This is a genomic window from uncultured Ruminococcus sp. (assembly GCF_947301925.1).
Lineage (GTDB): Bacteria > Bacillota > Clostridia > Oscillospirales > Ruminococcaceae > Ruminococcus.
The window spans coordinates 1-13,040 of the sequence record NZ_CAMYUE010000006.1 but is presented as its reverse complement, the minus strand read 5'-3'; the positions used below and the strand labels follow the sequence as shown (position 1 = coordinate 13,040).

Below are 13,040 nucleotides of genomic sequence, written 5' to 3'. Positions count from 1 at the left end.
AAATTCACAGTTTTAAGAAATATCAACGCACAAACAGTTGACATTTTCCGTTTTTCTTGCTAAAATAGATATGATGCCTATTTTGGGCATTGACTATCTTTAAGAGGAGGAGCTGCTTTGGGAGACAGTAAATATTGCTTCAGATGCATGACAAAATACGGTTCAGAGCTTCATGTCTGCCCGTCATGCGGATATGTTGAAACGGCATCTTATGACCCCATGTACGTTCCACCGGGTACTATACTCCACAGTAAATACCTCTGCGGTATTCTCCTGGAATATAACGGCGAAGGCGCCACATATATCGGCTGCGATATATCTACGGGCAAAAAGGTTCTTATAAGAGAATATATGCCCATAAACCTCTGTACCAGAGTTAAGGGCAAGGCTACCATAAGCGTCAACTATAACAACCTTGCAAAGTACAAGGCGTTTATGGCCGAGTATACCGAGCTGAACAAGTCTCTTGCAAGACTCAGGAACAACTCGAATATACCTCCCGTTATCGATATGTTCGCCGAGAACAATACCACCTATACCATTTTTGAATACATCGAAGGCGTGAAGATGCTGGACTACCTCAAGGAAAATGCAGGTGAGCTCAGCTGGGAACAGGTATCAAAGATCTTCCCTCCCCTCTTCACTACCATCGGTATACTCCATAACGCAGGCATTATCCACCGCGCTGTAAGCCCCGATACGGTTTATATCACCGACAAGGGCGAGCTGAAGCTCTCGGGCTTCTGCGTTTCCGCTGTGAGAACTGCCAATGCAGGCCTGGAATACGAGCTCTTCAAGGGCTATGCGGCTCCCGAGCAGTATTCCGCAAACAGCAGCAGCCGTCAGGGCTCCTGGACAGACGTTTACGGCGTCTGTGCACTGCTCTACCGCGCTCTTACAGGCTGTATGCCTGTGGATTCCGTCAGCCGTCAGAAGCATGACGACCTACACGAGCCTCATATGTTGGATTCACGCATACCCAGACACGTTTCAAGAGTCATCATGGAGGGTATGAACCTCAACGGCAGAGACCGTATCCAGACTATCACTGAGCTGGTCACAAGGCTCTTTGAGCAGCCTGCCGAGGAAGAGGAGGATATGGACTCCACCATACTTCTCGGAGACAGCATACCCGCTCAGCAGCAGGCCGAGGAGCCTGTATATCAGCAGCCCGTATACCAGCAGGAACAGCAGTACGAGCCGCAGAACGTGGTGCATCAGCGCAGCAGCGCTCCATATAAGAAGCCTAAGCATGATGACTATGAATACGAAAAGGTCAATACCGTGGACCGCATCAAGGTGCCTATAATCATAGGTCTCCTGCTGCTTGCCATACTTATGACCCTTTCGGTAATACTCATAAATATCCTCACTCCGCCAAAGGACGAGACTACCTCGGTAAGAAGCAGACGTTCCTCCATCAGCACAAATGTGGTGGACGATACGGATCCCACAAAGGCTGCCGATACCGAAATGCCCAATCTGGTTGGCAAGTTCTACGAGTTCGCCAAGGACAAGTGGAAGGATTACTTCGTTCTCGATGCGGAATACGCATATAACGACAATTACGACAATGACATGATCTATGAGCAGGCTATCGATCCCGGCGAGATGATATCTCAGGGTCAGGTCATAAAGGTAAAGGTCAGCAAGGGCAAGGAGTCCGCTTATATCCCCGACTTTGCGGGAATGACCAAGGATCAGTACATGAATGCCCTCGAAAAGGCAGGTATCTCAGATTCCAACTATCAGTTCATCGAATCAAAGAACTCCTACGGCAAGGCAAATACAGTAGTTGAGCTCCAGGTGGACGGCAAGGTCGTTCATGCAGGCGACTTCTTCAGCAATAAGGAAGGCAAGAAGCTGACGGTATTCTATGTATCCGAGAATGCAAATACTCAGGTATACACCACAGCTCCGCCCGCTACTACAGAGGCTCCTGCTACTACGGCAGAGCCCGTTACACAGGCTCCCACTACGGCACCGCCTGTTGTTACAGATCCGCCTGCCACAGATCCGCCTCCGACGGATCCCCCTGTAGTTGATCCTCCTCCAGAGGGTCAGCAGGAAAATCAGGAAGGCTGATAAACACAAATACAAAGCGCTTCTCATCTGAGAAGCGCTTTTTTCAGTCTGCACACTTATAAAAGAAAGAACCGCGGTATTAAACCGCGGCCCTTTATATGGAGAACTGAGTTTTTCTTATACTTTTGTACCGCCTGTCAGCTTGCCGCCGTATGCAGCAGGCTGAGTGCTGTCAAGCTCCTGGAAATATGCGGAGCCGCTGAGCTCGCCTCCGGTATAGAAGGAAGCTCCCGAAACTCCGCTGCCGCCTGCCTTCAGCTGGCTTACAGCCTTGTCAACGATAAAGGATACTATGACATTTTCGTCGCTGCCTACCAGTGAAAGTCTGGTGTTGGCGCTAACGTTAGCCGTAGCAGATACGCTTGCAGGCATCTCCCCTGCGCTCATGGTCATACCGCCCGAAGGACAGTTTGATACCCATACGCCGCCGTTTACCTTTATGGTGCTGCCGCCGTCGCCGCAGTCATAGGGCTCGTTGCCGTTTGATACGATGTATCCGCCGTTGATCTCTATATTGCCGTTGCAGTCAAAGCCGTCGTGGTCGCCGTTTGAAGCGTTCACAAGAGCAAAGCCGCCGTTGAACTGTATGATATAGTCGTCGGGATTTCCGCTGCTGAAGCCGCCGCCGGGACGGCCTCCTCCGAAGCCTCCCTGTCCCCAGGGCATACCGGGATTTGCACTGCCCGAACCGTCTCCGCCTGCGGCATTGAAGCCGTCATCGGTGGAATTGACAATGACAGAGCCGCTGTTCTGGTAGATCTTCAGCGCCTCCATGCCCTCATAGCACTTCTCAACGAATATGACCACATCGTCATAGCTGCCGCTGTTCTTGGTGCCTATGGTGAGGTCATGATCGGCATGAACTGCGTCATCTGCCGACGCAAGCTTGATGCTGCCGCCTGTAAGTGAAACGTTTCCGCTTCCGTGCATACAGTCATCTGAGGAGTCAATGGTAATGGTTCCGCCGCTTACTGTGATATCGCCTGCGCTCTGCCATGTTGTGCCGTCCTCGTCGTAAAGGCCCACAGCCTTTATGCCCTTTGCGGAGATATCGGTCTTGTTGGCATTGCCGTCCATTCCGGGACCGCCCGGATTGCCGCTGGGTCTGCTTCCCCAGCCGCCTGTGCTGCCTTCCGATGAAGTCGTGCTTCCGCCGTAGGAGCTGCCCTCATAGGTCCTGATATTCAGGTCGCCGCCGTTCATGACGAAATACTGCTCTGCCGAGATACCGTCAGCGTAGGAGTCGATGTCCACGGTGCCGCCGTTTATTGCAACAAGACCTGTCTGCTTTTCAGTGGAGGAGGCTGTGTCCGAAGTGGCCTTTATGCCGTCGCCTCCCTTGGTCTTGACTGTTACTGAAAGTGCTGAATAATCATTCTCTTCACCGTCGGAGGCGCTGCCTATGATAACGCTGTCCTTTGCGCGGATACCGTCATCAGCTGCGTTTACCGTCAGTGTTCCGTTATATATCTTTATATCATCCTTGCATACGATACCGTCTGCGGCGTTGCCGTTTACGGTGAGCTTGCCCTTGCCCTTGAACTTTATATCGTCCTTGGCGTAGATGGCTCCCTGACCGCCGTCTGCGTTGGTATAGTCGGTACCGTCGGATATGGTGTTTTCAGTGCCTTTTTTCGCCGTAAATACTACCTCATCTGCTACAGATGATACATATACGGGCGATGTTTCAGTGTTTGTAAGGCTCATACCGCTGAGAACGAGCTCAACGACGCCGTCAGGATAGACAGTCTTGTCAACATCGACAACGATCTGTCCGCCGGTCATCCCGCCGGTTAACGTAAAAACACCGGGCTCGGAGATAGTGCAGACATTGTCCTCTGCCTTTGCCTCTGTGGTCGCATTTGTGGTTATACCGTCATCGGAAAGAGTGATGGTGAGCTCCCCGGGAGCGGGTGAAGGCTCAGCAGTAGTACTTGCTATGCCGGCAGGATCTACGTTATCGAATACGGTAACAAGGCTCAGCTGGAACTGTGTCTGCTTGCCGTCTGTATGAGTTACAGCAGCGCCTGTTGCCAGGTTCTTGAAGCCGCATGACTTAGCACCGTTGATAGATGTATCACTGAAGAGGACATACTTGTACTTCTTCTGGTACTTGACGTCTACATCACCTGCAACAAGTGCATTGTCCTTGTTCCATGTGCCGTCCTTTTCGTTCTCGGGATTAGCGATACAATTGAGGAGTACCGTAGTCTGTGTTGTGCCTGCAAGAAGACTGTCAGCAACCTGATTATCCGTTGCAGTAGCTATAACAGTACCGCCTGTGATATTTATGGCTGCTTCGGCTGTGAGGCCCTTGTCGCCGCCTGCGATGAGCTTGCCGCCGCTGACATTGATATCAGTCTTTGCCTGTACAGCGTCCTTGCCTGCCTTGATCTTTGTATTGCCGCCGGCGAAGGAGACGTCATTCTTGCTTGACTTTATACCGTCGCCCTCTGCCTCGATCTTGAGCTTGCCGCTCTTTACCGTAATGGAGCCCTTGGCATTTACGGCGTCGTTCTTGTCGGTGGAATTCAGCGTTGAGATCTTGACCTCGCCGCCGTTGAACTTGATATCGTTATTGCAGGATAAAGCGTCCTGAACGTTGGCTGTGATCTCAAGCACACCGTCGCCCTTTTCGCCGCCCTTGATGGTGATATCGTCCTTTGCCTCGATAAGAGCCTTCTTTGCAAAGTCGCCGCTGTATGCGGTATCGCCGTCGGATATGGTGTTGGTGGTGCCGTCAACGATGTTGATGGATGTATTCTCTGCGTTATTGACAAAGATAGCAGGAGCGCTCTTGCCTGTGATATTTGCTCCGTTGAGGAATATCTTTACGGTCTCGGCGTCTGCCTTCTCGTCCGGGATATTGACGTTGATCTGACCGTCGTCGAGAGTACCGTCAATGTAGAACTCGCCTGAATGTGTGATAGTAACGGTGGTTCCCTCTACTGTGGCGTTCTCGCCCTCTACCTCGATGGAGGTATTCTTCAGGTGGATCTTGGTTGCCTCAGCAATGGGATCCTCAGAGCCTGATCTGGGAGTCAGCTTTCCCTTGCCTAAAAGGTAAAGCTGTATGGTCAGAGCGTCGTCGGTGGTTATTCCCAGCTCGCCGTTAACGTCCGCATTGATCCAGCCCTGCTCTGTGAAGCAGTGTGGATCTGTACCGTTTTTGCCGTACTTGTTGGGGTTTGCAAGTCCCTGCATAATGAGGATAGCGTCTGCCAGCTCAACTACGCTGTCGCCGTTTGAGTCGCCGAGTATCTTTGAAAACTCGCGCTCTGCCGCAAAGCTCATCATGGGAAGTGCCGTACCCATCACGCAGGCTGCCGATAGTCCTGCGATCAGCTTTTTGAAGCCATGTTTTTTCATAAATATCAATCTCCTTTTTCAGATTATGCCCCGTTTTCAGTGCAATCCATCTGATATCATACCTGTATTATAGTGCATACACCTTAAAAAAGTCTTAAACCACAGGTGAAAATGAGGTGAAATTGCCATAAAAGGGCAGTGAATATTTGCATTTTCCGTTTACCTTTATCTGTCACCTATAATTATACTATGAGACGGAAAAAATATCAACCTTTAGTGAAGATTTTCTGCTGCTCCCTGTTATTGCCCCCGACTTGCAAAATATTATCATTTGTTGTATAATAAGTATAAATCATGATTTGTAGGGGGCGCCACCCCGATCCCCGCAAGGGCTGTCAGCCCTTGACCTGACCAAAGGGTTGTAAACCCTTTGGAATCCCTTTCATGAGCTCAGCAAAGCTAATACGCTAAATTATGATTTACGAAAGGAGGCAGCTGCATGAAGTTTGATGAAAATACCTCAACTGTGCTATCGGAGCTCGAAAACAACGGCTTCGAGGCTTATCTCGTCGGCGGCTGCGTCCGGGATGAGATCATGGGCAGACCTGTCCATGACATTGATATAACCACTAACGCCCTGCCCTCGCAGGTGCTTGATGTGTTCAGCGGCTATAAGGTGGTCCCCACAGGTATAAAGCACGGCACAGTTACCGTGTTCTGCGGCGGCGTTCCCTTTGAGATAACCACATACCGTATTGACGGACAGTATACCGACCACCGCCGTCCCGACACCGTCGAGTTCACTTCGGATATAACCGACGACCTCGCCCGACGGGATTTCACCGTCAACGCCATCGCTATGGACAGAAACGGCAATATCGTCGATCCCTTCGGCGGCAGGGAGGATATTAAAAAAAGAATTATCCGCTGCGTGGGCGATCCGCAGCAGCGCTTCGGCGAGGACGCCCTGCGTATCATGCGTGCTGTACGCTTCGCTTCACAGCTGGGCTTCCGTATAGAAAAAAATACTGCAATAGCGGTCCACTCCATGAGAGAGCAGCTTGCCGGTATCTCTCGCGAACGCATACGCGACGAGCTCGACAAGCTCATATGCGGCAGCAGCTGCGTTGAGGTGCTCATGGAGTACAGCGACGTCATAGCCGCTGTGATCCCCGATATAAAGCCTTGTATGGGACTGGATCAGCGTTCACCATACCACAGGTACACCGTCTGGGAGCATATTATCCGCGCTATGGATTCAGCTCCGCACGACGACCTGCTGCTGAGGAGAGCCCTTTTCTTCCACGATATCGGCAAGCCCCCGTGTATGAAGCTGGACGAGACGGGCAGAGGCCATTTCAAGCAGCACGACCGCGTGGGCGCTGAAATGACCGGAAGGATAATGAAGGAGCTCCGCTACGACAAGCGCTCCATAGCCGATACAGTCAGGCTCATCGCCTACCACAGCAAAAAGCCCAAATGCAGGACAGATGTGAAGAAGCTGCTGTCCGTAATGGGCGATAAGCTGTTTTTCACCCTTATGGAGATGAAAAAGTGCGATAATACCGCGAAAAATGACTTCGTGGCCGACGAAGCCGTCATATTCGACAGCTACATGGAAATGGGCCGCGAAATGATAGCCTGCGACGAGTGCCGCAGTATAAAGGGACTTGCCGTCACGGGAAACGACCTTGCCGCTCTGGGACTTGAGGGCGAGGATATCGGCAATACACTCAGCGAGATCCTCGATCTGGTAATGGAGGACAGACTCACCAACAGCAGCGAGGACATAAAAGAGTACATCAGACAGAGGTGCAGTAAATGACAGGACGTATCCATTCAACTGAAAGCTTCGGTACCGTAGACGGCCCCGGAGTACGCTTCGTGGTGTTCTTTCAGGGCTGTCCCCTCAGATGCAGATACTGCCATAACCCCGATACATGGGACTTTTCAGGCGGCAGGGAGATCACAGCCGAGGAGCTGATGAAGGAATACGACTCCTACAAGGAGTTCCTGAAAAGCGGCGGCATTACCGCTACGGGCGGCGAACCGCTGGCTCAGCCCGAGTTCCTTGCGGAGCTCTTTTCCCTTGCAAAAAGCATGGGCGTGCATACCTGCCTTGATACCTCCGCAGGTGTTTACGATCCTCAGCACCATGACAAGATAGATGAGGCACTGAAGTTCACCGACCTTGTCATGCTGGATATAAAGCATATCGACAACGGCTGCCACAGGGAACTGACCGGCATGGGAAACAGCCATATCCTTGCCTTTGCGGAGCATATCCGCGATCTGGGCATACCCGTATGGATACGCCATGTGGTAGTTCCGGGTATCACGGACAAGGAGGAGGACCTCTTTGCGCTGGGAGAATATCTCTCCACTCTGAGCAACCTCAAGGCCCTTGATGTGCTCCCCTATCATGATATGGCAAAGCCGAAATATGCCGAGCTGGGACTGGAATACCCCCTCAGCGATACACCGCCCCTCACCAAGGAGGAAGCAATCAGAGCCCGTGACATCATAATGTCGGGCATAAAAGCGGGTCTCCGCAGACAGAAATAAAACCAACGGCCTTCGTAACATTGCGGAGGCCGTTTTCATATTATGTATAAATCATAATTTAGCGTATTAGCTTTGCTGAGCCCATGAAAGGGATTCCAAAGGGTTTACAACCCTTTGGTCAGGTCAAGGGCTGACAGCCCTTGCGGGGATCGGGGCGGCGCCCCGAATACGTCAGGCGCTTCGCAAAGGGTGAATTCAAAAACAGTCCAGTGGACTGTTTTTGAAGAGGGAACGCCTTGCAAGAGAAGGCGTTCCCTGATGGGACGCCTAGGGCGGCGTCCCCTACAAATTATGATTTATCTCAGCGTGCCGTATGCTGTAAAGCGGCGGAGGATCATTATGTGCGGAATTGCAGGTGCTATCAGCTTCATGGAGGATATGCGCGATGATATGAAGGTCTATGAAAAAATGCAGCGCTCACTTCTGCGCCGCGGTCCCGACCAGCGCGGTGTGTTTCTCTCCCGTGAAGCCGCTCTTATCCACACCCGTCTCGCTGTCATAGACATTAACGGCGGCAGACAGCCCATGAGCTTAGGAAAATATACCATCGTTTACAACGGCGAGCTCTACAATACCGACGAGCTGCGACAGGAGCTCAGCCACAGTCATGACTTCCGGACGCGCTCGGATACAGAGGTCGTCCTGAAAAGCTACATAGAATGGGGCGAGGCCTGCGTGGAGCGCTTCAACGGTATCTTCGCCTTCGCCGTTTACGACGAGGAGGCTCACCGCGTTTTCCTCGCCCGCGACAGGATCGGCGTAAAGCCCCTTTTCTACTACGATACGGGAAATAAGCTCATTTTCGCCTCGGAGCTCCCTGCTCTGCTGGAGCACCCCGATATCCCTCACGAAATAGACGCTCAGGGCGCTGCGGAGCTCGTTCTCATGGCTCCAGGACGGACTATGGGCTGCGGCGTTATCCGCGGCGTAAAGGAGCTGAAAGCGGGCTGGTGCGGCCACTACTCGGCTGAGGGGCTCAGGCTCCGCCAATACTGGCGCCTACACGCCTATGAGCTGCACGAGAGCTTTGAACAGACCACAGAGCACGTCCGCCAGCTGGTTACGGACTCTATAAAACGGCAGCTGGTATCCGATGTGCCCGTGTGTACCTTTCTGTCTGGAGGTCTCGATTCCAGCATCATCTCCTCGGTGACTGCTGCGGAGCTGAAAAAACAGGGCAGGCAGCTCTCCACATTCTCCGTGGACTATAAAAACAATGACAGATACTTCCGCAGCAGCCGCTTCCAGCCCGACAGCGACAACGAGTATATCGCCTGCATGGCTGAGTATCTGGGCACGGATCATCATAATTGCGTTATCGGCTCCCATGAGCTCGCGGCGGCTCTCGGCGAGGCCGTTGAGGCAAGAGGTCTGCCCGGCATGGCAGACGTGGACGCATCTATGCTGCTTTTCTGCCGCGAGATAAAAAAATACGGCACTGTCGCCCTTTCGGGTGAATGTGCCGATGAGATATTCGGAGGCTATCCGTGGTACAGGGATAAGGATATCCGCATGACCGACGGCTTCCCATGGGCGCAGAGCACGGCCTACCGCAGCCGCTTCCTCTGCGATGAGTACGCCGGTCAGATAAACGCCGCCGACTATGTGTACTCCGCCTACAGAAAGACCGCCGACTATGCCGAAAAGCTCAGCAGCGACAGTCCCCTGGAATACCGTATGCGTGAGATGACGCAGCTCAACTTTGACTGGTTCATGCAGAACCTTCTCGATCGCAAGGACAGAATGTCCATGTACAGCGGCCTTGAGGTGAGAGTACCCTTCTGTGACTACCGCATTGCCGAGTACCTGTACAATGTGCCCTGGGAGTACAAGGACTATATGGGCAGGGAAAAGGGACTGCTCCGCGAAGCTATGAAGGAATGGCTCCCCGAAAAGGTGCTGTGGAGGAAGAAAAGCCCCTACCCCAAGACTCACGATCCCCTGTTTCTTGCGGAGGTCACAGCGGAGCTCCGAAAGATACTGGACGAGGGCGGCTCCCGTCTCACTCAGCTGGTAAAGCGTGAGGAGCTTGAAAGGCTGCTGCGCCATGAGGACAATGTACAGTGGTACGGCCAGCTCATGAACCTCCCGCAGACCATAGCCTATTTCATACAGCTGAACTACTGGCTGGAACGTTTCGATATAAGGCCGGTATAAACAAAAAGCTCCCCGAGGGGAGCTTTTCTGCTTATTTAAGGTCTGATCTTCTGAAGAGGAATATTCCTGATATAGTTGATACGACAGTTATAGCTATCATGAAAACTATCATTCTTGCCGCATGTTCAGGAACACCATCGCTGCTCAGGATCATATTCATCTGAAGTGTGGGAACTATTTCTCCTACAAGCTCCTGTGCCTTGGGGAACTTATTGAGAAGTCCCAGAGCAATCGAGAATATTCCAACGATGTATGTCATGGTGATGGAGAGCACGAAGCCGCCTATATTCTTCATGGTGTTACAGAAGAACACGATTATAGATGTCAGTGCCATCTGAACAGGCAGAGTCATCAGCAGCTGCCCTACCATATCGCCTGACGGGAATTTATCGAAGCCAAGCACGATGCCGCCCACAAGAGCTGCTGTGACAAAGTATGCAGCCTCGTAAATGAGCATTACTGTCTGTGATACGATGAATGTACACAGATAGATGTTAGTTCTTGAATGGCCGATGATTATCTTGTTTCTTATTGTATTGTTTCGGAAATCCTGAACGATCAGCATACCTGCTGTGATACCGATGAGAAGCGGCATATCGCTCTTCAGCGTAAACAGAAGGCTGTCAGCATAGAGCTTTGAGTTCTCCACTTGCACCTCAACGCCTTCAAGCTCATTTGCGGGAATACCCGTCATAAGCGAATTGAGAAAGTAGTACAGTAAGGTAAAGAGTACCGCCACACCCACTATAACGGCAAGAACGATGTAGAAACGCTTGCCCTTGAAAAGTCGTCTGTAGTTTTCTGCGAGAAGATTAAACATTCCTTACACCTCCTACAAGTCCCATGAAGTAGCTTTCGAGGCTCTCGTGGCGCTCGCTCATGGAATTTACAAAGCAGTTCTTCTCATTGAGCGCAAGCACAAGAGGAGTTACCTGCATAGGTGTGAAGATATCGGCCTCGTTTACGGAGTATACCCTGTACTCCGCGCCCATGCCGTCCAGCACCTCTGACAGCATTGCCGTATTGTTTACGTTTACATGGAGAGCTGTACGACAGGCCTTTTCAAGCTCCTCGGCGCTCATCTCCTTGATAACGTGACCCTGCTCGATGAAGCCGTAATGTGTGGCAAGACGGGCCAGCTCGTCAAGGATATGGCTGGAGATGAGGATAGTTATGCCCTTTTCCTTATTGAGGCGCATTAACATCTCGCGGACCTCGATGATACCCTGGGGGTCAAGGCCGTTTATGGGCTCGTCAAGGATAAGGAACTCGGGATCGCCCACCAGTGAGAAGGCGATGCCCAGTCTCTGTCGCATACCCAGCGAGAAGTTCTTGGCCTTCTTCTTGCCTGTATTGGCAAGACCTACCAGCTTGAGGATATCGTCCAGTTTCTCGTCGGATATACCGAGAGCCTTTGTCTGCTGGATAAGATTATCCTTTGCCGACATCTCGGGGTGGAGAGACGGAGTTTCAACTACTGCGCCTGTTTTTCTGCGTACTTCAAGTATTTTGCCGTCATTGTTCTTTACTCCGAAGAGAGAGAATTCTCCCGAAGTTGCATTATTAAGACCCGTTATTATACGGATAAGGGTGGTCTTGCCCGCACCGTTCCTTCCGACCATACCATATATTGAACCCTTGGGGACATTGATGGTCAGTTCGTTGAGTGCCTTGAATTTTCCGTATTGTTTGCAAAGCTTCTGGGTCTGTAGAATGTAATCCATTTTATTACCCTGCCTTTTGTTTATAAAATATCAATGTCTTATGTAAAAAGGCGGCCATGCCAAAGCACGGCCGCCTGAAGTCGTTATTTCTTAAAGAGTCAATGAATTATTCGTTGATCTTTGTAACAACGCCTGAACCAACTGTTCTACCACCCTCACGGATAGCGAAACGGAGTCCTTCTTCGATAGCGATAGGAGTGATGAGCTCTACGTCCATAGCTACGTTATCGCCGGGCATACACATTTCCTTGTCAGCAGGAAGTGTAACAACGCCTGTAACGTCTGTTGTTCTGAAGTAGAACTGAGGTCTGTAGTTGTTGAAGAAAGGAGTATGACGTCCGCCCTCTTCCTTCTTCAGTACGTAAACCTGACCGCTGAACTTTGTGTGGGGGTGAATTGAGCCGGGCTTACAGAGAACCTGTCCACGCTCAACCTGATCTCTTGTGATACCACGGAGGAGTGCACCTACGTTATCACCAGCCTCACAGAAGTCAAGAGTCTTTCTGAACATTTCAAGACCTGTAACAACTGTGTTGAGCTTCTCGTCAGAAAGACCAACGATCTCAACAGGCTCGTTTACGTTGAGCTTTCCACGCTCTACTCTACCTGTAACAACGGTACCACGACCGGAAATTGTCATAGTATCCTCGATAGGCATAAGGAAGGGCTTAGCATCGTCTCTCTCAGGGCTGGGGATGTACTCATCAACAGCATCCATGAGGTCGAGGATGGGCTTGTAAGCGGGATCGCTGAGATCATCAGGAGCGTTAAGAGCTGCAAGAGCAGAACCCTTGATGATAGGTGTATCGTCGCCAGGGAAATCATAGCTTGAGAGAAGGTCACGGATGTCCATCTCAACGAGCTCGAGAAGCTCTTCGTCATCAACCTGGTCAGCCTTGTTCATGAATACAACGATTGCAGGAACGCCAACCTGACGAGCGAGAAGGATGTGCTCTCTTGTCTGAGCCATAGGACCATCAGAAGCAGCAACAACGAGGATAGCGCCATCCATCTGAGCAGCACCTGTGATCATGTTCTTAACGTAGTCAGCGTGACCGGGGCAGTCAACGTGAGCGTAGTGACGCTTGTCTGTCTCATACTCAACGTGAGCTGTGTTGATCGTGATACCACGCTCTCTCTCCTCGGGAGCCTTATCGATCATATCGTAAGCCTCATACTGAGCCTGACCCTTCATAGCGA

At 51.4% G+C, this 13,040-nt stretch carries 8 protein-coding genes; 4 read left to right on the top strand and 4 right to left on the bottom strand.

From position 1 onward, the window contains the following. The first annotated feature begins 117 nt into the window (after positions 1–117). Positions 118–2,085, top strand: coding sequence for a protein kinase domain-containing protein (locus tag Q0Y65_RS08820; RefSeq protein WP_297958927.1), 1,968 nt, complete (start codon positions 118–120; stop codon positions 2,083–2,085). Between the two features lie 117 nt (positions 2,086–2,202). On the opposite strand, the gene Q0Y65_RS08815 is transcribed toward Q0Y65_RS08820, so the two are convergent. Beyond that, a complete protein-coding gene (locus tag Q0Y65_RS08815) occupies positions 2,203–5,454 on the bottom strand; it encodes a carbohydrate-binding domain-containing protein (RefSeq protein WP_297958925.1) in 3,252 nt (1,083 codons plus the stop codon). Between the two features lie 439 nt (positions 5,455–5,893). Between Q0Y65_RS08815 and Q0Y65_RS08810 the strand changes: the two genes are divergently transcribed. The 3 genes from Q0Y65_RS08810 to asnB all read left to right on the top strand — a co-directional run bounded on the left by Q0Y65_RS08810 (position 5,894) and on the right by asnB (position 10,116). Continuing rightward, positions 5,894–7,219, top strand: coding sequence for a CCA tRNA nucleotidyltransferase (locus Q0Y65_RS08810; protein WP_297958923.1), 1,326 nt, complete (start codon positions 5,894–5,896; stop codon positions 7,217–7,219). Further along, positions 7,216–7,959, top strand: a complete 744-nt coding sequence (pflA, locus tag Q0Y65_RS08805) for a pyruvate formate-lyase-activating protein (RefSeq protein WP_297958921.1) — start codon at positions 7,216–7,218, stop codon at positions 7,957–7,959. Before Q0Y65_RS08810 ends, pflA begins: the two co-directional genes overlap by 4 nt. A 339-nt stretch (positions 7,960–8,298) precedes the next feature. Next, a complete protein-coding gene (asnB, locus tag Q0Y65_RS08800; protein WP_297958920.1) occupies positions 8,299–10,116 on the top strand; it encodes an asparagine synthase (glutamine-hydrolyzing) in 1,818 nt (605 codons plus the stop codon). A gap of 31 nt (positions 10,117–10,147) precedes the next feature. Here the strand turns inward: asnB and Q0Y65_RS08795 are convergent, their stop codons facing one another. The 3 genes from Q0Y65_RS08795 to tuf all read right to left on the bottom strand — a co-directional run. After that, positions 10,148–10,936, bottom strand: a complete 789-nt coding sequence (locus Q0Y65_RS08795; RefSeq protein ID WP_297958919.1) for an ABC transporter permease — start codon at positions 10,934–10,936, stop codon at positions 10,148–10,150. Then, positions 10,929–11,840 (bottom strand): ATP-binding cassette domain-containing protein, encoded by a 912-nt coding sequence (locus Q0Y65_RS08790; RefSeq protein ID WP_297958917.1) that lies wholly within the window; start codon positions 11,838–11,840, stop codon positions 10,929–10,931. Before Q0Y65_RS08790 ends, Q0Y65_RS08795 begins: the two co-directional genes overlap by 8 nt. Positions 11,841–11,946: 106 nt before the next feature. Beyond that, the coding region (gene tuf / locus Q0Y65_RS08785; protein ID WP_297958916.1) for an elongation factor Tu at positions 11,947–13,040 on the bottom strand (1,094 nt) is incomplete at its 5' end.